This is a genomic window from Actinokineospora sp. NPDC004072, from assembly GCF_053604195.1.
Genome location: NZ_JBSGHB010000006.1, coordinates 336,500 through 357,460, shown reverse-complemented (window position 1 = coordinate 357,460; position 20,961 = coordinate 336,500). Strand labels below are relative to the sequence as shown.

The window sequence follows — 20,961 nt, the reverse complement described above, 5'->3', positions numbered from 1 at the left end:
GTGGTGCGGGTGTCGAGGAGGGAGCCGCCCGCGCTGACGGTCTGGACGGCGGCGACGAGGTCGGTGCCCAGGACCTGCTTGAGCAGGTAGCCCGCCGCCCCGGCCATGATCGCGTCGAAGAGGGCCTCGTCGTCGGTGTACGAGGTCAGCATGAGGCAGCGCAGGTCGGGGTTCTGCGAGCGCAGCTCGCGGCACAGCTCGACGCCGCTGCCGTCGGGCAGGCGGACGTCGAGCACGGCCACGTCCGGCGCGGCGGCGGGCACCCGGACCAGGGCCTCGGCCACCGAGCCCGCCTGCCCGACGACCTCGAACCCGGGCACGTCCTCGAACAGGTCGGCGATGCCCCTGCGGACGATCTCGTGGTCGTCCACCAGGAAGATCCGGGTCATGGGGGTGCCTCCTCGCGCTCCCCGCCCAGCCTAGGCGGGCCGGGCGGCGACCGTGACGGCCTGCACACCCGGGACGGACTCGGCCAGCACCCGCACGACGTGCCGGTCGGCGGCGTCGTCGTGCTCGTCCAGCACCGTCACCGCGCCGTCGGCGACGCTGACCGTCCACCGGCGGCTGTCGCCGTAGGCGGCGAGCTTGCGCCGCAGGTCGGCGAGGATGTCGAGGTCGTCGCGGGCCAGCACGCGCAGCAGGTCGCGGCGGGTGATCATGCCCACCACCCGGCCGCGGTCGACCACCGGCAGCGCGCGGCGGCCGCGGTCGAGCATCAGCCTGGCCACCTTGGCCACGCAGGCGCCCGAGGTCACCTGGTCGGGGTCGGGGGTCATCACCTCCCCGACGGTCCACTTGGGCTGCGGCGGGCGCTCGCGGCGGACCCGGGCGTCCGGGATCACCCGGCCGTGCAGCAGGTCGGCCTCGGTGACCACGCCCACCAGCCGGTCGCCGTCCTCGACCACCGGCAGCGCGGTGAACCCGTGCGCGGTCAGCAGCGCGATGGCCGACTTCGCGGAGGTGCCCGGGGTGACGGTGACGGCCGGGGCCGACATCAGGTCTGCGGCGCGCATGCGGTCGCTCCTTCCATGACGAGGACGTCGCTGAGGGGCTTGCGGGGGGTTGCGGGGGTGGGGGTGCCGTAGCCGACGCGCAGGACGGCCTGCGGGGTGAGCCGGTTGCCCAGCAGCCTGCCCAGCTCGGCGCGGGACTGCGGCAGCTCGACGGGCTGCGACAGCAGCGACGCGGACAGGCCGAGCGCGGTCGCGGTGAGCAGCACCCGCTGCAACGCCTGCCCGGCCTGCAGCTGCTCGGCAGGCCCGTCGGTGAACGACTGCAGGACCATGATCAGCGGGCTGGGCTCGAAGTCCTTGCCGGGGACGCGCTCGCGGGCGCGGCCCGCGCCGAAGTCGCGCATGGCCCACTCGTCCTGCGGCTCCGGGCGCGGCCCGCTGGCCGCGGTGGGCACGCCGTCGGGCCGGGAGCCGTCGTGGCCGGTCCACGCGGCCAGCTCCGCCGCGGTGGCCGCATCGGCCGTCTGCGCGCGGTGCGCCCGGGCGACCAGGTCGCGCAGGCCCGCCCGGTCGGCGGGGTCGTCGACGCTGTGCAGCCAGCACCGCTCGTCGGCCGCCGCGCCCGCGAGCCGGGCCCGGTGGGCGGCGGGCACGGGGGCGTCGGTGAACGGGGTGCGGACGGTGCGCCGCTTCGGGATGGCCCGCTCCAGCGCGGCGGTGGCGGGCAGCATGCGGGAGCGCCCGCCGTGGCGGACGGTGGCCAGCGGCCGGTCCGGGTCGTCGCCGGGCCAGCGCTGGTGGGCCAGCGTCACCAGCGGCCGCACCCCGCGCGCCGCCAGCGCCAGCCGCAGGTTGAGCAGGGCCGCGCCGCAGCCCAGCCGCAGCTCGCGGTCGTCCGGGTCGGTGGCGGGCAACCGGGCGGCGGGGTCGGCGCGCAGCTCGATGCGGTCGGGCAGCACTGCGAAGCGCCACGGCTGGGTGTTGTGCAGCGACGGGGCCATCGTCGCCGCGGTGAGGACGGCGGCGACCTGCTCCGCGGTCAGGCCGAGCGCCGGTGGCACGGTGATCATGGTGGGCACCTCGGGTCGTGGGGTGGTCTGCTTCCACGATCCGTCGGCCCGGGGGGCGGGGAAAGCGACGAAGGTCCCGTCCGGGTGGGGACCGCGGCCGCACCCGGCGAGAATGGCGGGGGGAGAGGAGGCGGGCGATGGCGGACCGCGGCGACGTGCCCGGCCTGGGCGGGTTGCGCCTGGACGAGCTGCTGGCCGAGGTGCAGGACCGCTTCGGCGAGATCGTGCGCACCCGGGACCGGATGCACGGCCTGCTGGGCGCGGTGATGGCCGTGGGCGCGGGGCTGGAGCTGGACTCGACCTTGCAGCGCATCGTCCAAGCCGCCGTCGATCTCGTCGACGCCCGCTACGGCGCGTTGGGCGTGCTGGGCGGCCGGGAGGGCTTGCAGGAGTTCGTCTACGTGGGGATCACCCCCGAGGAGCGGGCGCGGATGGGGCACCTGCCGGAGGGTCGGGGCCTGCTCGGGCTGCTGATCAAGCACCCCACGGTGATCCGGGTGGCCGACCTCGGCTCCCACCCCGCCTCGGTGGGCTTCCCGCCCAACCACCCGCCGATGCGCAGCTTCCTGGGCGCTCCCGTGCGCGTCCGGGAGGAGGTCTTCGGCAACCTCTACCTGACGGAGAAGCGCGGCGGCGGGGAGTTCACCGCCGAGGACGAGGCGGTGCTGCGGGCGCTGGCCGCCGCAGCGGGCGTGGCGGTGGAGAACGCGCGGCTGTTCGAGCAGGGCCGCCGCAGGCAGCGGTGGCTGGAGGCGTCCTCGGAGGTCCGGGCCGAGCTGCTGGGCGGGGCCAGCGCCGAGGACGCGCTGGTGCTGGTGGTGCGCCGCGCGCTGGAGCTGTCGGACGCCGACTGCGTGCTGGTGCTGCTGGCCGACGGCGAGTGGCTGACCGTGCGTGCGGGCACCGGGGAGCGCGGCGAGGCGCTGGTCGGGCTCCCGGTGCACCCGGACACCGCGGTCTTGCGCGACGTGTTGGCCGCGGGCGCAGCGGAGCTGGTGCCGGACCTGTCGGCGGTGCTCGGCGACGTGCTCGGCGACGACGGGTTCGGCCCCGCGCTGGCCGTGCCGCTGCGCACCGAGGAGCGGGTGACCGGCGTGCTGCTGGCCACCCGGGACAAGGGCGGCCACCGCTTCGACCCGGACCTGGTGCCGATGCTGGTCTCCTTCGCCGACCAGGCGGGCCTGGCCCTGCAGGCCGCCCAGGCCCAGCGCGACCGCCGCCTGCTCGACGTGCTCGCCGACCGCGACCGCATCGCCCGCGACCTGCACGACCACGTGATCCAGCGCCTCTACGCCTCCGGCATGACCCTGCAAGGCACCCTCAACCGGGTCACCACCCCCGAGGTGCGCGAGCGCATCAGCCGCGTGGTGGAGCAGTTGGACGAGACCGTCCGCGAGATCCGCACCACCATCTTCGACCTGCACACCACCGGCGACGACCCCGCAGGGAGCCCCCGCAGGCGCCTGATGGACGCCATCACCGACACCGCCGCGGGCAGCGGCATCCTCCCGACGGTCCGCATGGCAGGCCCCATCGACACCCTCGTCCCGCCCACCATCGCCGAGCACGCCGAGGCGGTCGTCCGAGAAGCCGTCAGCAACGCCATCCGCCACGCCGCGCCCACCGCGATCACCGTGACCATCGAGGCCGACCAGGAGTTGGTGATCGACGTGGTGGACGACGGCACCGGCCTGCCGGACCACTTCGCCCGCAGCGGCCTGGCCAACCTCGAACACCGCGCCACCGCCTGCGACGGCGCGTTCACCCTCGCCCCCGGCCCGGCGGGCGGCACCCGCCTCACCTGGCGCGTGCCCCTGCCGTAGCCCTCACTCGCGGAGCGCGGCGCTGTCGGACTGCCTGCGGGCGGCGGGGAGGGTGACCGCGCCGAGGGCGGTCTCCAACTGCTCCCAGCGCGTCACCAGGTCCGACATCATCAGCATCAGGACGTCGGGGAAGGCGTAGAGGAAGCTCTGGTAGCGGTAGTTGTCCAGGTAGTACACCACCGTGTCGTCGGTCAGCGCGGTGACGGAGGTGGTGCGGGCGTTGAAGAAGAGGTCGTAGTGGCCCAGCAGCGCGCCCCGGCCGAGGACGGCGCGCTCGTAGATGCCGCCGAAGTCGACCTCGACCTGCCCGCGCGCGACGAGGAACACCCCGTGGGCGACGGCGTCCTCCAGGCAGATGGGGTCGCCGGTGGTGTAGGGGATCTCGTCGAACATGGAGGCCAGCGTCTCCAGCTCGGACTGGGCCAGCGCGGCGAACAGGCGCACCCCGTGCGGGTCGGCGCTCTCGCGCAGGCAGTCGACGCGCTCGGCCAGCTCGGCGTCGGTGATGTGGGTCATGCGCATCCGCACGAAGCGCAGCATCCGGTCGGTGCTGCGGGACTGGCGGCGCGGCGTGCCCGCGCTGGGCGGGGTGTGCAGCGACGAGTCGCCGGTGATCCGCGCGGCCTCGCGCCTGCCGGACTCGTAGGCGCTGTGCACGCACGCCCAGTGGTAGGGGTTGGTGCCCTCGCCCGCGAAGAACAGCCGGTCGCCCACCGGTTCGGCGAGGGTGGCGATGTCCTTGGCCGAGGAGTCCACGCCGATGCAGGTGTAGGCGCCCCTGGCGTAGGGGTCGCTGGACCACGCCGTGCGCGAGATCCGCTCGGGTGCGGGCGCGTCCGGGCCGAAGATGTCGGTGACGACGGTCGTGGCGTAGTCGGCGACCTCGGCGTCGGTCCAGGTCTCCAGCTCCCGGCCCAGCGACGCGCCGAGCAGCATCACCAGCACCGGCTTCCCGTGCGACTTCCACATGCTGATGACGACCGTGGGGTAGCGGTCGGTGTCGCGGCAGAGGTAGCCGAAGACGTACTGCTCGGTCGGCCAGAAGGGCTCGCGGTAGTGCAGGGCGATCTTGTTGAGGGTGCCGAAGCCCAGCCGCTCGATCGCCGACCGCTTGGCCTCCGGCAGCGGCGGGTCGAAGGCCACCGCGCCCGCCTTGAGCACCCCCAGCGGCAGGGTCACCAGCACCTTGTCGGCCTCGAAGACGCCGCGGTCGGTGGTGACCCTGGCGGGCGACGTGCTCGTGTCGACGTGCGTCACCACGTGCCCGAGCCGCACGTCGACGCCCTCGGCGAGCGCGTCGACCACCGATTGGTAGCCCTGGTGCAGGATGCTGTCGCCGTGGCCGTAGAGCAGGTAGCCCTCCTCCCAGAACTTCAGCGACAGCTTGTCGATGTCCTCGGCGACGTCCTCGCGCAGGAGCACGTTGAGGTGGTAGCGGACCGCCTGCTCGTCCTCCGGGGCTAGCGCCAGCTCGGCCAGGATCCGGCGCACCGCGCTGCCCAGCGGCATGTCCGGCTGCCCGTCCCGGCGCGCCGTGGCGGCCAGCTGGTCGAGCCTGCGCAGCACGTCGTCCACCAGCTCCAGCGTGCGCGCTTTGCGGCGGTGGTTGGCCCTGCGGTTGTCCGCGCCGAAGAGGTCGAGGCTGTCGAAGCCGCCGGTGTAGGCGCTGTCGCCGCCGACGTAGCTGTACGGGATGCCCAGCTCGTCCACCAGCTCGGTGATCGGGTTGCCGTCGGTGCCGTGGATCCAGTGCGCGCCGAGGTCGACGCCGTCGGCGTCGGTCCAGATCCGCCCGCCGACGCGGTCGCGCGCCTCCAGCACGGTCACCGGGTGGCCGCGGTCGCGCAGGGCGCGGGCCGCCGCCAGCCCGGCCATCCCCGCGCCCACGATGGCGACACTGGCTGGGCGTTCGGCGGATTCGCTGGTCATTCGCATGATTCTCGACCAGCGCGTCCCCGGCGCGCAGTCCCCGGATCGGGTGGCCGCGCCCGGCCCCCGCTGCTCCATGCCGGTGATCGCCCCGGTGAAACCGCTATGGCCGGTTGTGATCTCCCGGCCGCCAGCGGCCCGCGCCTACCGTCCAGGTACCCACCGGCGCGCGGGTCATCCCGGTGCCTGCCCCGGTGCGGCCGATCCCTGCACAGCGAGGAGTTCCCCATGCCCTTTGACCTGTCCAAACCAGGCCGGGCGGTGGCGGCGGCGGTCGTGCTCGCGGCGACCGTCACCGCTGGAGCCGCGCAGGCCGAACCGACCCAGGAGCAGGCCGTGCTCGCGGCCATGCAGCGCGACCTCGGCCTACCGGCGGCCGCGGCCGAGGCCAGGATGGCCGCCGAGCGCAGCGCCGCCGACGCCGAGCGGGCCGTGCGCACCCGGGTCGGCCCCGGCCGCCTCGGCGGCGCCTGGTTCGACGCCGGGCGCGGGGCGCTCGTCGTCGCGGTCACCGACGCCGCCACCGCGGCGACCGTGCGCTCCCTGGGCGTGGAGGCCAGGGTCGTCGCCCAGTCGGAGTCCACATTAGACGCGATCATGGCCGATCTGGGCGCGGCCGTCGCGGCCAAGCCCGCCGCTGTCCCCGGCTGGTACGTCGACGTGACCACCAACTCCGTCGTCGTCAAGCACCGCGGCCCGGTGGAGGCGGCCCGCGCCTGGGTGCGCGCGGCGGGCGTGCGCTCCGGCGTGCGGTTCGAGCAGACCTGGGAGCAGCCGCGGCTGGCGATCGACGTCGTCGGCGGCAACCGCTACTGGACCTCCAAGTACGGGTGCTCGGTCGGCTTCTCGGTGCAGGGCGGGTTCATCACCGCGGGGCACTGCGGCGGCGTCGGCGAGACGACCACCGAGCCGTCCGGGCGGTTCGAGGGCTCCAGCTTCCCAGTCGACGACATGGCGTTCGTGCGCACCTCCGCGGGCAACACCCCCATCGCGGCGGTGAACAACTACGCGGGCGGCCGGGTGGCCGTCGAGGGGTCGCAGGAGGCGCCGGTCGGCGCGTCGATCTGCCGCTCCGGCGGCACGACCGGCTGGCACTGCGGCACCATCCGCTCCCGCAACGCCACCGTCGACTACGGCCAGCAGGGCAAGGTGTACGAAGCCATCGAGACGACCGCCTGCGCCGAGCCCGGCGACTCCGGCGGCTCGGCGATCTCCGGCGGCCAGGCCCAGGGCGTGACCTCGGGCGCGGCGGGCGACTGCAAGGGCGGCGCGGCCACCACCTGGTACCAGCCGGTGCCGGAGATCCTCAGCCGCTACGGCGTCACCCTGCTGACCGGCGACGGCGGCGGGGAGGAGCCGCCGGAGGGCTGCGGCCCCGACCGCTACAGCGGCTCGCTCACCGCCCGGCAGAGCGCGGTGCAGCCCACCTCCGGCTACTACCAGGCGGCAGCGGGCGTCCACAAGGCGTGCCTGGCTGGCCCGGCAGGCGCGGACTTCGACCTGTACCTGGAGCGCTGGACCGGCTCGACCTGGGCGGCGGCGGCCTCGGGCACCGGCCCGTCCGCCGACGAGGAGGTCACCTACAACGGCCGGGCTGGGTACTACCGCTGGCGCGTGAACGCCTACAGCGGCTCCGGGGCCTACACCCTCACCGCCACCAAGCCCTGACCCTGCCCTGACCCCGCCCTCTCCCGCTTTGACCTGGCTGCCGCGGTGGGCATCTGCGTCGTCGACCGCGGGACGCGCTCGCCGGACCGGTGCTGCGGGGGCACCGGTCCGGCGGGTCTTCCGGTCCGTCCGCCCCGGCCCGTACCCTCGGCCAGTGCGCCGCCCGAGCGCGCTGGTGGGGAGGTGGCCCGATGCGGTTGGAGATCCGCCACCTGCGCGTGCTCGCCGCGATCGAGGAGGCGGGCAGCCTCAGCGGCGCGGCCAAGCGGCTGGGCATGTCCCAGCCCGCGCTGACCGGGCTGCTCCAGCGGATGGAGCGCGGCCTCGGCGGGCAGCTGTTCGTCCGCTCCGAGCGCGGCTCGCTGCCCACCCCGCTGGGCGCGGAGGTGCTCGACGAGGCCCGGGTCGTGCTGCGCGGGATGGACGCCATCCACGCCCGCGTCGACCGCTGGGCGCGGCGCACGGGCGACGCGCAGCCGGTGCGGCTGGGCGGGTTCTGCGGGTTCCTGCACGTGCCGCTGGGCCAGTGGCTCGGCGCCCAGCCGTGGGTGCCCGACGTGGCGGTGTGCGAGGACGTCGACCCGCGGGTGAGCGTGGACAAGGTCGCCATCGCCGCGGTCGACCTCGCCGTGGTCTACCGCTCGCCGACCGACCCGCAGCCGTTGCCGCCGCACGTGCGCGCCCGGGTCGTGCACCCGGCCGAGCCGGTGTTCGTCGGCATGGCCCACGACCACCCGCTGGCCGACCAGCCCGCGGTGGACCTGGCCGCGCTGACCCGCTACCCCTGGGTGGACGAGCCGCCGGGGGTGACCCCGTGGTCGCGCTACATCGCCCAGGTCTGCCGGGAGGCGGGCATCGACTTCCCGCACGTGCACACCACGATGAGCGTGGTCACCGTCCTGGACCTGCTGCGCGGCTCCACCGCCACCGGCCCGGTGCTGGCCACCAGCCGCGAGCACGACCACGACGTGGTGATCCGCCCGGTGCGCGGCACCCCGCTGCGGTGGGAGCTGCGCCTGCTGTACCGGGCCGACACCGTGGTGGCCGACCACATCGACCAGATCCACGCCCAGGTGCTCGACCTCTACCGCGGCAGGCGCGGCTGCAACCCCGCCTTCGACGAGTGGTGGTCGACCTCGGGGGCCGAGCTGGCCTCCGCGGGCTGAGCGCGCGCGGCCGTTCACCACCCGGGGCGAACCCGCCCGTCTCGATCGGGTGAGGCCGGACATCCGCGGATTCCGCGGCCCGGACCGCGATGGCACCCTCGCCGACAGAGCGGACCCGCTGTGGTCCGGGAGGGGGTCGCCAACGGTGGTGCCTGCGCACTCGGACGCGGAGCTGGTCGACGGGCCGCCCGGCGCGCCGGACACCGCGGCGGCCCCGCTGTTCGACCCCGACCGCGACGTGCTGGCCACCCCGGGTTCCGGCCTGTCCGGGCGCGTACGGGCGGCGCATGACGAGGTGCGGGCCAGGATCGCCGCCGAGGGCGTGCGGGCGCACGGCGAGCCGCTGCGCACCGCGCCCGGCGTCGCCGTCCTGCACCCGCTGGCCGAGCCCGAGCTGCGGCGGCGGGTGGGCAACGCCGTGCGGTGCCTGGAGCGGGTGGTCCGCAGCTACCCGGTCGACGAGGAGCTGCGCGCCTTCCTCGACGTGCCCGAGGTGCTGCGCGGGTGGATCGCGGCCGAGCCGGAGCCCGAGCGGCTGCGCGTCGACTTCTGCCGCCTCGACCTGCTCGGCGGCTCGCTGGCCGGGCTGCGCGTCCTGGAGTTCAACGCCAGCAGCCCCGGCGGCGTGCTCGCCGTGGGCCTGCTCAACCGGTTCTGGCGCGAGTCGTCGCTGGGCGGGCTGCTGGCCGAGTGGGGCGCGGCCCCCGCGCGGTTCGAGGAGCGGGCCTGGTTCGCCGACTGGCTGCTCGGCTTCGGCCGCGCCCACGGGATCCACCACGGCGCGGTTGGGCTGTTCCACGACCCGGCGTGCAACGAGATCGAGACCCAGGTCGGCAGGCAGCTGCGCGGCCGGGGCCGCACGACCGTGGCCCTCGAACCCGCCGAGTTCGACCCCGACGGCGACCTGCGGCTGGGCTACCTCAAGCACATCCCGGTCAACCCGGGCTGCGTGCGGGGCTGGTCGCGGTTCTGCCCGGCGCTGGCCGACAAGAGCCTGGTGGTGCCCAACCCGCTCGCGGCCCGCTGGGTCGCGGAGAACAAGCTGTGCCTGGCCGTGCTCTCCGACCCCCGGTTCCGCCGCCTGTTCACCGGCGCCCAGCGCGCCGCGCTCGACGCGCTCGTGCCGTTCAGCCGCAAGCTGGGCGACGGCGTGGACCCGGCCGAGGTCGTCGCCGACCGCGCGCGGTTCGTGCTGAAGGCCCCGTACGGGCGGTGCGGGGAAGCGGTGGTCCTGGGCCGCGAGACCGGCCGGGACGACTGGGCGCGGCTGGTCCGGTCGCGCCCGGGCTGGCTGGTGCAGGAGGCCGTCGAGCCCGGCGCGGTCGACGGCCAACCGGTCCGCGACCTGATCGTGCCCGTCCTGGGTGGGCAGGTCGTCGGCTACGGCAGCCGGATGGGCAGCGGCCCGCTGCTCAACGTGGCCCGCGGCAGCGCGGTGGCCGCGGTCTTCGGCTCGCTGGGGGAGCTGTGACGCAACCGCTGGTCGACGTGGACTTCGGCCTGGCCGCGGGCGGCGTGGACTCCGTGGCCGGGGCGTTCGAGCAGGTCCGGGCGAAGGCCGAGGCCGTGCGGCAGCGGACGCTGACCCCGACCGGCGCCGCCGACCGGCCCTGGCCGCTCCTGCCGTCGGTGTCGGTGCTCAACGCGGCGGCCGAATCCGTCCTGCGGGAGCGGATCGCCGTCGTGGTGGGCTGCCTTGAGCAGGTCGTGCGCCGGTACCCGGTCGACGCCGAGCTGCAGGACTTCCTCGCCGTGCCCCCGCAGCTGCGCCGCTGGGTGCTGGCCCAGCCCGAGCCGTGGCGGCTGCGGGTGGACTGCTGCCGGGTCGACCTGCTGGGCGACACCCTCGACGAGGTCCGGGCGCTGGAGTTCAACGCCAGCAGCCCGGGCGGCCTCATCGCCACCGGCATGATCAACCGGTTCTGGTGGGAGTCCGACCTCGGCGCGCGGCTGGCGCGGGCAGGCGCGGTCGCCGCGCCCTTCGAGCGGCCCGGCTGGTTCGCCGACTGGCTGCTCGACCACGGCGCGCGGCGCGGGCTCGCCCACGCCGACACCCTGCGGGTCGGGCTGTTCCACCCCGCGGTCAGCAGCCGCGGCGGCTTCGACCTGATCGCCGAGCAGCTGCGGGCGCTGGGCCGGACGCCGGTCGTGCTCCAACCCTCCGATGTGGACGATGCCAAGGAGCTGCGGCTGGGCTACTTCAAGCACATCCCCAGGGACCTCGACGAGATCGCCGCGTGGGACGTCTTCTGCGGCCGGGTCGCCGACGGGGACCTGGTCGTCCCCAACCTGCCCGCCACCCGCTGGGTCGCGGAGAACAAGCTGTGCCTGGCCGTGCTGTCCGACCCGCGGTTCCGCTGGCTGTTCACCCACGAGCAGTGCCGGGCCCTCGACGCGCTGATCCCCTACAGCCGCAAGCTCGGCGACGGCATCAGCGCCGCCGAGGCGATCGCCGAGCGCGCGCGATTGGTGCTGAAGTCGCCCTACGACGCGGAAGGCCGCAGCGTCGTGATCGGCGCGGGCGCCGCGCCGGACGAGTGGGCGGACGCGGTGCGGGAGCGGGCAGGCTGGCTCATCCAGCGGCGGGTCACCACGCGGCCGCTGGCGACCGAGCGCGGGCCGCTCTACCGCGACCTGACCGCGCCGGTGGTCGACGGCGAGGTGATCGGCTACTTCAGCCGGATGAGCGCCATCGACGTGGTGAACATCGCCCAAGGCGGCTCGACCGCCGCGGTGCTGGTGCAGGGGCGTCCCTAGCGCGAGTCGCGCGGGGGAAACCCGAGGTCCGGTGGGTATGCTCGCCCCGACGGGTCGTGATCACGGGGGAGGCCGCAGGTGGGCGTGGACCGGCAGGCGCGGTGGCTCGTGGAGCGCTTCGGGGGCCGGGTCGACCTGGTCCGCGAGTGCATCGTGGACGGGCTCACCGAGGCGCAGGTCAGCAGGCAGCTCTCCCAGGAGGCGGCGGGCATCCGCACCGACCACGCCTACGGCGGCGCGTGGCCCGCGGTCTTCACCAAGCTCGCCGCCCGCTTCCGCGCCGCGGCCGACCTCGACGTCCGGTTCATCAAGCCGTTCGGGGCCTCCTACGACCTGCCGGTGGTCAACGACGCCATCATCGTCCCGTTCCGCCACGCCACCACCCTGGGCGAGGCCATCACCGGGGCGAAGATCACCAGCAAGCACCTGCTCGACCTGCTGCACAGCCTGGAGGCGCTGACGCCGCCGTCGCCCACGCTGTTCGACGAGCACCCCGAGCTGGCCCCGCCCAGCGCCCGCAACATCACCCGGCTGGCGTCGGGCATGTCGGCGGTGCTGGTCCCGTTCGTGGCCAACCCGGGCTCGGACGGCCTGCTGGCCCTGTGGTGGGGCACCGGCACCGTCTACGACACCGGCGCGGTCTCCTGGACCCACCTCGACCAGATCCCGCTGGGCGGGCCGAAGCTGCCCATCCCCGCGCAGCAGGCGACCGGCGGCTTCGCAGGCGGCGAGCTGCCCGGCCTGTTCGCCCCGCACCCGGCCGAACGACAGGTAGCCGCGCGCCGCACCCATGACTGACCAGCTGTCCCTGCCTGCCGACCCCGTCCGGCAGGGGTTCGACCCCGCCCGCCTCACCCAGGCCCGCCACCTCGCGGCGGTCACCAAGAAGGACCTCGCCGACCAGGTGGGGGTGACCGCGGCGGCGATCAGCCAGTACGAGCTCGGCGCCCACCGGCCCCGCCCCGACCACGTCGAGAAGCTGGCCCGCGCCCTGCGGGTGCCCGTCGCGTTCTTCCGCGCGGGCCGCCCGCACGGCAGGCTGGACGCCTCGATGGCCCACTTCCGCAGCCTGCGCGCCACCCGCGTGGCGCAGCGGTGCAAGGCGGCCGCGCTGGTCGAGCAGGTGTGGGAGCTGTGCCACGCCCTGGAGAAGCGCGTCGACCTGCCCGTCGTCGACCTGCCCGGCTTCGCCGACGGCGACATCAGCGCCGCATTCCCCCGCGACCCGGTCGAGGCCGCCCGCGCCCTGCGCGCCCACTGGGGCCTGGGAACCGGGCCGGTCAGCCACCTGGTCCGGCGGATGGAGGCGCACGGGATCATCGTGGTCTGGCCGCCGCCGGACCCCGACTCCGCCAGCGTCGACGCCTTCTCCACCTCGAAGCTGCACCGGCCGATCGTCGTGCTGACCACCAATCGCGCCGACGACGTCCACCGCTACCGGTTCACCGCGGCCCACGAGCTCGGCCACCTGATCCTGCACCACGACATCGCCTCCGGCGACGCCCGCCAGGAGAAGCAGGCCGACGCCTTCGCCGCGGAGTTCCTGACCCCGCGCGATGCCATCCTCCCGCGCCTGCCCGCCCGCGTCGACCTGCGTGAACTCGTGGAGTTGCAGCGCGAGTGGGGGGTGTCGGTGCAATCGCTGGTCTACCGCTGCCGGGAGACCGGCCGCATCTCCGACGCCGCCGCGGCCCGCGCCTACCAGCGGCTGAACGCCCTGCGCGGCGAGCCCGGCTTCCGCCCCGAGCCCGTCACCGACTACCCCGGCGAGCAGCCCGCCCTGCTGCGCGCCGCCTTCGACCTGGCCACCCGCACCAGCGGCCTCACCCTGCCCGCGCTGGCCGACGAGCTGGCCTGGCACCGCCCGCGCGTGCGCGAACTCCTCGGCATCGACGCCCAGCGCCCCGCCCTGCGCCTGCTGCCGTGATGGTCAGTGGTGGTAGGCGTGCACCACGGCGTGCCCGGTGCCGCGGCCGATCAGCCACTTGTTGACCGGCCAGGTGACCAGGAAGGCGACCAGGAACGCGAAGGCGAGCGCGCCCCAGAACAGCCACGTGGCCAGGCCCGCGTCCATCGCGCCGGGGACGACCACCATGACGCCGTTGTCGATGATCTCCATGACGGCGATGGAGACCGTGTCGGCGGCCAGCGCGATCTTCAGCGCCTGCTTGAACCCGACGCCCGCCTTGAGCACGCCCCACATGGTCAGGGCGTAGCCGAAGAAGAAGGCCAGGATGACCGCCAGGACGATGGTGGCGACGTTGCCCCACCCGAGCGCGGTGCCGATCACCATGCCGAGCACCTCGCCGATGGCGCAGCCGGTGAGGCAGTGCAGCGTCGCCGAAGCGGCCACCTTCCACGACGCCGACCCGTGCCCGCCGTGCTCGTGCCCCGAGTGATCGTTGCTCGCGTGCTCGTGCCCCGAGTGACCGTGCGCTGCTTGGTCCTGCCCGGCGTGCTGGTGCCCGGCGTGGTCGTGCCCAGCGTGGTCCTGCCCGCCGTGCTCGTGCGCTGAGTGGTCGTGCCCGGCGTGGTTGTGCCCCGTGTGGTCGTGGGCGGTGTGGTCGGGCGCCTGGGGGTTGTGCGCTGCGTGGGCCGTGTGGTCGTGGCCGGGTTCGTCGGGTGTGGACATGGTTCCCTCCGGTTGATCTGCCGGTGCACCCTATACCGGTAGCGGGTATCAGAGCGAGTCCGTCGGCTCCAAGCCCGCGACGAGGTTGAACGCGCCGGTCAGGTGGTTGAGGCTGACGAGGGCGACGACGTCGGCCAGGACCCGGTCCGGCCAGCCGTGGGCGCGGACGGCGGCCAGGTCGTCGTCGGTGATCGAGGCGGGTTCGGCGAGGATGCGGACGGCCAGGTCGATCAGGGCGGTCTCCCGGGCGTCGGTGGAGACGCCCTGCCGGGCCAGGGCGATGTCGTGGTCACCCAGGCCCGCGCTGCGGGCGGCGGCGGTGTGGGCCTGCAGGCACAGCGCGCAGCCCAGCCACTCCTGGACGGCGAGGGAGATCTTCTCGCTCAGCGCCCGCGGCAGCTTCACCCGCTTCACCGCGCGGGAGAGGTCGAGGTAGCCCTGGAGCAGGGCGGGGGAGTGGGCCATCGTGGCCACCATCGGCCCGGGCTGGCCGCGGAGTTCGGCGAGCAGCTCCTGCGAGCGCGCGGGCGGTTCGGCGGGCGGCTGGATGCGGGTCATGCGGTCCTCCTGGTCATCGGACCACCGCGCACGTGCTGCGTGCGCGGTGGTCGGGGGGCGGTCAAGCGGCGGCGGGCCTGCGCAGCGTGGCCGCGGCCAGCAGCGCGCCCGCGGCGGCGATGCCCGCGGCGCCGATGAAGGCGCTGGACAGCCCGTCGGTGAGGGCGGGCTGGGCTGCCGCGATGGCGGTCATGGCGGCCAGGCCCAGCGCGGAGCCGATCTGGTAGCTGGTGTTGACGATGCCCGAGGCCAGCCCGCCCTCCTCGGGCCGGGCGCTGGAGATCGCGGTGCCCAGCGACGGGATGAACGCCATCCCCATGCCGACCGCGGCCACCAGCGACGCGGGCAGCACCTCGGCCCAGTACGAGCCGTCGGCCTGGGCCAGCCACACCAGCCCCAGCGCGAGCACGACCAGCCCGGTGACCGTCATCGCCTTCGGCCCGAACCGCGCGGTGAGCCGGGGGGCGACGGCGATCATCATCAGCATGATCATGGCCGTCATCGGCAGCAGCGCCGCGCCGCTGGCGAACGCCCCGAGGTCGAGGACCTGCTGCAGGTAGAGGTTCAGGAAGAACCACATCGGGATCCACGCCCCGCCCAGCAGCAGCTGCGCCAGGTTGGCCCCGCCCAGGTTCGGGGTGGCGAAGATGCCCAGACGCACCAGCGGCTCGCGCTTGCGCGCCTGCGCGGCCAAGAACACGCCCAGCAGGGCGACCGCGGCGACCAGGGCGATGACCGTCTCGGCCGACCCCCAGCCCACCTCGGGCGCGCGGACCACGGCGTAGACCGCGATGCCCAGGCCCAGGGTCGCGGTGACCGTCCCGAGCAGGTCGATCGAGCCGCGCTTGGCCGAGCCTGCGGGCATGAGGGCGGGGGTCACGGCCAGGGCGAGCAGCGCGATGGGCACGTTGATGTAGAACACCCAGGGCCAGCTGACGTACTCGGTGATGACGCCGCCGAGGAACACCCCGGCCGTGCCGCCCGCGGGCGCCGCCGCGCCGTAGAGCGCCAGCGCCTTGCCCAGCTCCTTCGGCTGGCCGCCGAACAGCGTCATCAGCAGCGTCAGCGCCGACGGCGCGATCAGCGCCGCGCCGACGCCCTGCACGGCGCGCCCGGTCAGTTCGACCCACACCGCGCCCGCCGCGCCCGCCAGCACCGAGCCGACCAGCAGCACCGCCCAGCCCGCGGCGAACACCCGCCGGGCCCCGAGCAGGTCGGAGAGCCTGCCGCCGAGCAGCAGCAGCCCGCCGAACGCGACGACGTAGGCGTTGAACACCCAGGACAGGCCCTCCTGGGTGAAGCCGAGGTCCGCCTGGATCTGCGGCAGGGCCACCCCGATGATCGAGGTGTCCATGATCACCACGAACTGCGCTGCGGCGATCAGGCCCAGGGCCCACCACCTGCGCGCGGTCCGCGCTTCCACGGTCGACATGACTACTCCATACCGGTAGGGGGTATCTGACAGCGGCGAAGCTAGCAGCGGTGATCGGATACCGCAAGGGGGTATCCGGCGGGGTGGCGTCGCCGCGCGGTTCGCTACGTTGCGGGCATGGACGTCCTCCGGTACACCGCGTTCAGCTCCACCCCCGGCGGGGGCAACCCCGCAGGCGTCGTGCTCGACGCCGCGGGGGCCGACGACGCCGCGATGCTGGCCGTCGCGCGCGACCTGGGCTACTCCGAGACCGCGTTCGCGTTCCCGCAGGCCGACGGGCGGCTGCGGGTCCGCTACTTCAGTCCGCTGGCCGAGGTTCCGTTCTGCGGCCACGCCACGATCGCCACCGCCGTCGCCCACGCGCGCCGCCACGGCCCCGGGGCGTTGGACCTGCTGACCGCGGCCGGGCCGGTCGCGGTGACCACGGCGGCGGCGGACGGCGTGATCACCGCCACCCTGACCAGCGTCGCGCCCCGCACCGCCGACCTGGCCGACGCCGACCTCGCGGCCCTGCTGGCCGCGCTGGGCTGGGACCGGGCCGACCTCGACCCCGCCCTGCCGCCCCGCGTGGCCTACGCGGGCGCGTGGCACCCGGTGCTCGCCGCCCGCACCCGCGCCCGCCTGGCCGACCTCAGCTACGACATGCCCGCCCTCGCCGCCCTCATGGCCGATCGCGGGTGGACCACGGTCGACCTGGTGTGGCGGGAGTCCGCCGCGGTGTTCCACGCCCGCAACCCGTTCCCGCCGGGCGGCGTCGTGGAGGACCCGGCGACCGGCGCGGCGGCGGCCGCCCTCGGCGGCTACCTGCGCGAGCTGGGGCTGATCGACGTGCCCGCGGAATTCACCGTCCACCAGGGCGAGGACATGGGCAGGCCCGGCGTGATCGGGGTGCGCGTGCCCGCGGGCGCCGACACCGGCATCGAGGTCTCGGGCACGGCCGTCCCCATCGGGTAGCGCCCGTCCCGGCTGCGGTCAACGGGCGCAGCGGCGGCCCGGGTGGCCGCCGCGGTGCCCATGCTGCCACCGGGGGCGGCCCGGGTGGTCGCCGCGGTGCCGAGCTGTCGCCGGGGGCGGCCCGGGTGGTCGCCGCGGTGCCGAGCTGTCGCCGGGGGCGGCCCGGCTGTCTGCGACAGTTCCGCGGATCGCGGGGAACCGTCGCATCCCGCCGGTGGCCGGTTGCCTCGGGGAGGGCGATTCTCGAACCGCGGTCGAGGCGCGGTCGAGGGTGCGTCGTGGCTGGGTGGAACCATGCCTGAATCGCCGGGTGCGCCTTCGCCCGCGCCCGTCGGATCTCCGGGTTCCTCGTTCTGTTCGCGTCCAACCCCGCTTCATCCGAAGGGCTTGCCCGTTCACCGTCGAGAGCCCGCGAATGCGGTCGTCCCCACCGTCCGTGGCACTGCGGAGCGCAGGCATAGCCCGGTGGCCTGTCGCCATATCGGTCAATTTCGCGCGGACGCCTGCGTGAGTAGCGTCGGCCCAGTCGATGAACCGCGAAACCCCGGTCGCGCGGAAACCATGCTCTCGGCCCTCCCGCCCGGTGCTTCCCCGTCGAGATCCACCGCGAATGAGCAGGAGCAGAAGATGACCGAAGTGGACGTGAGCACGCCCCGGCGGTCGGCGTCGGAGGTGCTGGAGTGGAGCCGGGCCGCGGTCGACCCCGCGCTGCGCGCCGCGGTCGACCGCCTGCCGGATTCGATGCGCGTCATCGCGGGCTACCACTTCGGGTGGTGGGACGAGCACGGCCTGCCGACCGGGGCGGACGCGGGCAAGGCGCTGCGGCCCACGCTCGCCCTGCTGGCCGCCCGCGCGGTCGGCGGCACCGCGGAGGCGGCCCTGCCCGCCGCGGTGGCCGTGCAGCTGGTGCACGACTTCTCCCTGCTGCACGACGACGTGATGGACGGCGACACCGTGCGCAGGCACCGGCCGACGGCGTGGCGCGTCTTCGGCGTCAACCAGGCGATCCTGGCGGGCGACGCCCTGCTCACCCTGGCGATGGAGGTGCTGGCCGACAGCGGGCACCCGGCCGCGCAGCGCGCGGTGAAGCTGCTGGGCGAGGCGGTGCAGCGGCTGACCGCGGGCCAGAGCGCCGACGTGTCCTTCGAGACGCGCGAGAAGGTCGACCTCGCCGAGTGCCTGCGGATGGTGGAGGGCAAGACCGGCGCGCTCTTCGGCGCCTCCTGCGCCCTGGGCGCCCTGTTCGGCGGCGGCTCCTCCCAGCAGGTCCTGCACCTGCGCTGGTTCGGCGAGAAGCTCGGCCTGGCCTTCCAGTTCGTCGACGACGTCCTCGGCGTCTGGGGCGACTCCGCGATCACCGGCAAACCCATCCACTCCGACTTGGACAGCCGCAAGAAGTCCCTGCCGGTGGTCGCCGCCCTCACCTCCGGCACCCCCACCGCCCGAGCCCTGCGCCTGCTCTACCACGCCGACGCCCCCCTGGACCTCACCCACGCCGCCGACCTCATCGAACGTTGCGGCGCCCGCGAATGGAGCCACTCCCAAGCCGAAGCCCTCCTAACCCAAGCCCGAGTCCAACTCCGCGCCGCCAGCCCAGTAGACCCAGCCGCCCAAGAACTGGAAACAATCGCCCGCCTAGCCACCCACCGCGACCACTGACCCTGATCACGGGCTCGATGTCCTAATAGGAAGGTTCTGACAGCCGAGGCATCGGCCTCGCTTCGATAACCGCTCGACGGACGCGACGGCTGCAACCCGCGGCCGCCGCGTCCATCCCCACGTGTCGCCACGCACCCGACGGTCGCGGCTGGCCGCCGTCGGGGGACCGCTTCCCCCCTCAAGCCCCTTCCTCCCTTCACCCCACCAAACAGTTCAGCGAACCCTGTATAGTTCCGCCCGTGCTGAAGTGTGAGACGCGGGAGGATGCGCTGGCTCGGTTGGGGCGGGCGTTGGCTGATCCCACCCGGTGCCGCATCCTGGTGGCCCTGCTCGACGGCGTGAGTTATCCGGCTCGGCTGGCGGAGCGGTTGGGGGTTGGTCGGTCGAAGGTGTCCAACCATCTCGCGTGTTTGCGGGGGTGCGGGTTGGTGGTGGCGGCCTACGAGGGCAGGCAGGTGCGCTACGCCCTCGCCGATGAGCACCTGGCGCGGGCGTTGGAGGAGCTCGCCAAGGTCGTGCTCGCCGTCAACACCGACGAACCCTGCCTGGACGGCCGATGAGCACCGTCGATGCCGCCGACGACCGCCGCACCGTCCTCACCCGGCGCGTTCGGCTCCTGGTCGCCGCGACCATCACCTACAACGTCATCGAAGCCGTCATCGCCATAGCGGCAGGCACGGTGGCGTCCTCGACCGCGTTGATCGGCTTCGGGCTGGATTCGGTGATCGAGGTGGCGTCGGCGGCGGCGGTCGCGTGGCAGTTCTCGGGGGTGGATCCCCAGGCGCGGGAGCGGGCGGCGTTGCGGGTCATCGCGGTGTCGTTCTTCGCCTTGGCCGCCTACGTCTCGGTCGAGTCGGTGCGGGCGCTGGTCGGGGGTGCGGCCGCGGAACACTCGACGGTGGGCATCGTGCTGGCGGCGGTCTCGCTGGTGGTCATGCCGTTCCTGTCCGCGGCGCAGCGCCGCGCCGGGCGGGAGTTGGGGTCGGCCAGCGCGGTCGCCGACTCCAAGCAGACGCTGCTGTGCACCTGCCTCTCCGGCGTGCTCCTCCTCGGCCTCCTGCTCAACTCGCTGTTCGGCTGGTCGTGGGCCGATCCGGCCGTCGCCCTGGTCATCGCCGCCGTCGCGGTCAAGGAGGGGCGCACCGCGTGGCGGGGCGAGCACTGCTGCTGACTGTCCACTAGAGATCGCTTTGACCAGCGAAAACATGCGATCTTCGCAACGCGCTGGTTAGGCTTCCCCGATGCGGGGAGCGCCGTGAGCGTGCTGCGTCCACCAGTCGAGCCTGCGCTGGCGCGACCGGAGCGCCTCGTGCCCCAGGCCGACCCGCGGTGGGTCTACGAGCCCAAGTTCGACGGCTGGCGGGCGCTGCTGTTCACCACCGCGGGCTTCGTGCAGTCCCGCCGGACCAACGACCTCGCCGCGCGCTTCCCCGAGATCGTCGCCGCAGGCCGGGCGCTCGGCGACGCGGTGGTCGACGGCGAACTCGTCGCCCTGCGCGAGGGCAGGCTGGACTTCGGCGCGCTGACCTCCGCACCCCGCACCCGCCCGGGCGCGGGCGTCGCCGTGTACTTCGTGGTGTTCGACGTGCTGGCCGACGGCGACCAGGACGTGCGCCCGCAGCCCTACAGCGAGCGCAGGCGGTGGCTGGAGGAGGTCTTCGCCGACATCGGCCCGCCGTTGCAGCTGATGCCCAACACCGGCGACCGCGCCATCGCCCTGCGCCGGTGGATGGACCCGGCAGGCGCCCGCATCGGCATCGAAGGCGTCGTGGTGAAGGCCGTCGACCGGCCCTACCGCGCGGGCCGCACCGGCGACTGGGTGAAGGTCCGGCACACCGCGGTGCTCGACGCGGTGGTGATCGGGGTGACCGGGCGCCCGGCGCGGCCGGAGGAGGTCGTGCTGGCCCGTCGGGACGAGCGCGGCGGACTGCGCGGGATCGGCCTGTCGCTGCCCCTGCCCGCGCAGCTGCGCGACGAGGTGGGCAGGCAGGTGGCGGTCACCGGCTCGGCGGCGGAGTGGGTCTCCGGCGGCGGCTTCGGCCGCTCGCGCACCCGCTACCAGCCGGTCGCGCCGACGCTGGTCGTCGAGGTGGAGGCCGAGGCGTCGGCGCAGTTCTTCACCAACCGCCTGCGGCCCGCCGTGCGCAGGCTGCGGGTCGACCTGGCGGCCGAGGACGTCTGAAACGGGCGGAGAGGGCAGGATTCGAACCTGCGCGGGCCAGAGGCCCTTCCTGCGAACAGGAACCCGATAAGCCGCTCCGGGCACCTCTCCTGGTCTTCCTCGCCTTGCTGGAACCACTATCGCAGGCCGCGCTGACAAACCGCTGACCCGTTGGAAACCCCTTCCGGCAACGACGTTC

The 20,961-nt window shown here is 74.4% G+C and carries 19 protein-coding genes and 1 tRNA gene; 12 read left to right on the top strand and 8 right to left on the bottom strand.

Features of this window, described 5'->3' with window-relative positions; all coding sequences use genetic code 11:
* The 3 genes from ACWEPX_RS12375 to ACWEPX_RS12365 form a co-directional block, all read right to left on the bottom strand.
* Positions 1 to 389: response regulator (locus ACWEPX_RS12375; RefSeq protein ID WP_451897198.1), on the bottom strand; the 389-nt coding region annotated here is incomplete at its 3' end.
* Between the two features lie 30 nt (positions 390 to 419).
* Complete coding sequence (locus tag ACWEPX_RS12370) at positions 420 to 1,013, bottom strand: CBS domain-containing protein (protein WP_451897197.1); 594 nt, start codon at positions 1,011 to 1,013, stop codon at positions 420 to 422.
* Complete coding sequence (locus tag ACWEPX_RS12365; protein WP_451897196.1) at positions 995 to 2,023, bottom strand: Acg family FMN-binding oxidoreductase; 1,029 nt, start codon at positions 2,021 to 2,023, stop codon at positions 995 to 997. Before ACWEPX_RS12365 ends, ACWEPX_RS12370 begins: the two co-directional genes overlap by 19 nt.
* Before the next feature lie 137 nt (positions 2,024 to 2,160).
* On the opposite strand from ACWEPX_RS12365, the gene ACWEPX_RS12360 reads away from it, so the two are divergent.
* The gene (locus tag ACWEPX_RS12360) at positions 2,161 to 3,846 is read left to right on the top strand and encodes a GAF domain-containing protein (protein WP_451897195.1); all 1,686 of its coding nucleotides are present in this window, start codon (positions 2,161 to 2,163) and stop codon (positions 3,844 to 3,846) included.
* Between the two features lie 3 nt (positions 3,847 to 3,849).
* Here the strand turns inward: ACWEPX_RS12360 and ACWEPX_RS12355 are convergent, their stop codons facing one another.
* Positions 3,850 to 5,775 carry an FAD-dependent oxidoreductase gene (locus ACWEPX_RS12355; protein WP_451897194.1) on the bottom strand — a complete coding sequence of 642 codons (1,926 nt, stop codon included), beginning with the start codon at positions 5,773 to 5,775 and terminating at the stop codon, positions 3,850 to 3,852.
* A gap of 228 nt (positions 5,776 to 6,003) precedes the next feature.
* Here ACWEPX_RS12355 and ACWEPX_RS12350 point away from each other — a divergent pair, with 228 nt between their 5' ends.
* The 6 genes from ACWEPX_RS12350 to ACWEPX_RS12325 all read left to right on the top strand — a co-directional run bounded on the left by ACWEPX_RS12350 (position 6,004) and on the right by ACWEPX_RS12325 (position 13,293).
* Complete coding sequence (locus tag ACWEPX_RS12350; RefSeq protein WP_451897193.1) at positions 6,004 to 7,443, top strand: S1 family peptidase; 1,440 nt, start codon at positions 6,004 to 6,006, stop codon at positions 7,441 to 7,443.
* A 191-nt stretch (positions 7,444 to 7,634) separates the two neighbouring features.
* Positions 7,635 to 8,609 carry a LysR family transcriptional regulator gene (locus tag ACWEPX_RS12345; protein WP_451897192.1) on the top strand — a complete coding sequence of 325 codons (975 nt, stop codon included), beginning with the start codon at positions 7,635 to 7,637 and terminating at the stop codon, positions 8,607 to 8,609.
* A 148-nt stretch (positions 8,610 to 8,757) separates the two neighbouring features.
* On the top strand, positions 8,758 to 10,080 hold the full coding sequence (locus ACWEPX_RS12340; RefSeq protein WP_451897191.1) for a hypothetical protein: 1,323 nt from the start codon (positions 8,758 to 8,760) through the stop codon (positions 10,078 to 10,080).
* Positions 10,077 to 11,366 carry a hypothetical protein gene (locus ACWEPX_RS12335; RefSeq protein WP_451897190.1) on the top strand — a complete coding sequence of 430 codons (1,290 nt, stop codon included), beginning with the start codon at positions 10,077 to 10,079 and terminating at the stop codon, positions 11,364 to 11,366. Before ACWEPX_RS12340 ends, ACWEPX_RS12335 begins: the two co-directional genes overlap by 4 nt.
* A gap of 78 nt (positions 11,367 to 11,444) precedes the next feature.
* Positions 11,445 to 12,164, top strand: coding sequence for a hypothetical protein (locus tag ACWEPX_RS12330; protein ID WP_451897189.1), 720 nt, complete (start codon positions 11,445 to 11,447; stop codon positions 12,162 to 12,164).
* A complete protein-coding gene (locus ACWEPX_RS12325) occupies positions 12,157 to 13,293 on the top strand; it encodes a helix-turn-helix domain-containing protein (RefSeq protein WP_451897188.1) in 1,137 nt (378 codons plus the stop codon). The genes ACWEPX_RS12330 and ACWEPX_RS12325 overlap by 8 nt, the downstream gene beginning before the upstream one ends.
* 3 nt (positions 13,294 to 13,296) lie before the next feature.
* Here the strand turns inward: ACWEPX_RS12325 and ACWEPX_RS12320 are convergent, their stop codons facing one another.
* The 3 genes from ACWEPX_RS12320 to ACWEPX_RS12310 all read right to left on the bottom strand — a co-directional run bounded on the left by ACWEPX_RS12320 (position 13,297) and on the right by ACWEPX_RS12310 (position 15,988).
* Positions 13,297 to 13,719: a DUF4396 domain-containing protein gene (locus ACWEPX_RS12320; RefSeq protein WP_451897215.1), complete on the bottom strand. Its 423-nt coding sequence runs from the start codon at positions 13,717 to 13,719 to the stop codon at positions 13,297 to 13,299.
* Positions 13,720 to 14,046: 327 nt separating this feature from the next.
* Positions 14,047 to 14,556: a carboxymuconolactone decarboxylase family protein gene (locus tag ACWEPX_RS12315; protein ID WP_451897187.1), complete on the bottom strand. Its 510-nt coding sequence runs from the start codon at positions 14,554 to 14,556 to the stop codon at positions 14,047 to 14,049.
* A 61-nt stretch (positions 14,557 to 14,617) separates the two neighbouring features.
* The gene (locus ACWEPX_RS12310) at positions 14,618 to 15,988 is read right to left on the bottom strand and encodes an MFS transporter (protein WP_451897186.1); all 1,371 of its coding nucleotides are present in this window, start codon (positions 15,986 to 15,988) and stop codon (positions 14,618 to 14,620) included.
* A gap of 117 nt (positions 15,989 to 16,105) precedes the next feature.
* Between ACWEPX_RS12310 and ACWEPX_RS12305 the strand changes: the two genes are divergently transcribed.
* The 5 genes from ACWEPX_RS12305 to ACWEPX_RS12285 all read left to right on the top strand — a co-directional run bounded on the left by ACWEPX_RS12305 (position 16,106) and on the right by ACWEPX_RS12285 (position 20,783).
* Positions 16,106 to 16,942 (top strand): PhzF family phenazine biosynthesis protein, encoded by an 837-nt coding sequence (locus tag ACWEPX_RS12305; protein WP_451897185.1) that lies wholly within the window; start codon positions 16,106 to 16,108, stop codon positions 16,940 to 16,942.
* Positions 16,943 to 17,569: 627 nt separating this feature from the next.
* Entirely contained in the window at positions 17,570 to 18,601 is a 1,032-nt protein-coding gene (locus tag ACWEPX_RS12300; RefSeq protein ID WP_451897184.1) for a family 2 encapsulin nanocompartment cargo protein polyprenyl transferase, read from the top strand.
* Positions 18,602 to 18,840: 239 nt separating this feature from the next.
* Positions 18,841 to 19,161, top strand: coding sequence for a Cd(II)/Pb(II)-sensing metalloregulatory transcriptional regulator CmtR (gene cmtR, locus ACWEPX_RS12295; RefSeq protein ID WP_451897183.1), 321 nt, complete (start codon positions 18,841 to 18,843; stop codon positions 19,159 to 19,161).
* Entirely contained in the window at positions 19,158 to 19,772 is a 615-nt protein-coding gene (locus ACWEPX_RS12290; RefSeq protein WP_451897182.1) for a cation transporter, read from the top strand. Before cmtR ends, ACWEPX_RS12290 begins: the two co-directional genes overlap by 4 nt.
* Positions 19,773 to 19,856: 84 nt before the next feature.
* Complete coding sequence (locus ACWEPX_RS12285; RefSeq protein WP_451897181.1) at positions 19,857 to 20,783, top strand: ATP-dependent DNA ligase; 927 nt, start codon at positions 19,857 to 19,859, stop codon at positions 20,781 to 20,783.
* Between the two features lie 6 nt (positions 20,784 to 20,789).
* On the opposite strand, the gene ACWEPX_RS12280 is transcribed toward ACWEPX_RS12285, so the two are convergent.
* Positions 20,790 to 20,873: transfer RNA gene (locus ACWEPX_RS12280), tRNA-OTHER, on the bottom strand.
* Between the last annotated feature and the right edge of the window lie 88 nt (positions 20,874 to 20,961).

Bases quoted from the DNA above. Each gene is read 5' to 3' on its own strand.
- ACWEPX_RS12345 (WP_451897192.1), top strand. From the start codon at position 7,635: ATGCGGTTGGAGATCCGCCACCTGCGCGTGCTCGCCGCGATCGAGGAG.
- ACWEPX_RS12360 (WP_451897195.1), top strand. From the start codon at position 2,161: ATGGCGGACCGCGGCGACGTGCCCGGCCTGGGCGGGTTGCGCCTGGAC.
- ACWEPX_RS12310 (WP_451897186.1), bottom strand. From the start codon at position 15,988: ATGTCGACCGTGGAAGCGCGGACCGCGCGCAGGTGGTGGGCCCTGGGC.
- ACWEPX_RS12365 (WP_451897196.1), bottom strand. From the start codon at position 2,023: ATGATCACCGTGCCACCGGCGCTCGGCCTGACCGCGGAGCAGGTCGCC.
- ACWEPX_RS12315 (WP_451897187.1), bottom strand. From the start codon at position 14,556: ATGACCCGCATCCAGCCGCCCGCCGAACCGCCCGCGCGCTCGCAGGAG.
- ACWEPX_RS12300 (WP_451897184.1), top strand. From the start codon at position 17,570: ATGACCGAAGTGGACGTGAGCACGCCCCGGCGGTCGGCGTCGGAGGTG.
- ACWEPX_RS12370 (WP_451897197.1), bottom strand. From the start codon at position 1,013: ATGCGCGCCGCAGACCTGATGTCGGCCCCGGCCGTCACCGTCACCCCG.
- ACWEPX_RS12305 (WP_451897185.1), top strand. From the start codon at position 16,106: ATGGACGTCCTCCGGTACACCGCGTTCAGCTCCACCCCCGGCGGGGGC.
- ACWEPX_RS12355 (WP_451897194.1), bottom strand. From the start codon at position 5,775: ATGACCAGCGAATCCGCCGAACGCCCAGCCAGTGTCGCCATCGTGGGC.
- ACWEPX_RS12290 (WP_451897182.1), top strand. From the start codon at position 19,158: ATGAGCACCGTCGATGCCGCCGACGACCGCCGCACCGTCCTCACCCGG.
- ACWEPX_RS12350 (WP_451897193.1), top strand. From the start codon at position 6,004: ATGCCCTTTGACCTGTCCAAACCAGGCCGGGCGGTGGCGGCGGCGGTC.
- ACWEPX_RS12325 (WP_451897188.1), top strand. From the start codon at position 12,157: ATGACTGACCAGCTGTCCCTGCCTGCCGACCCCGTCCGGCAGGGGTTC.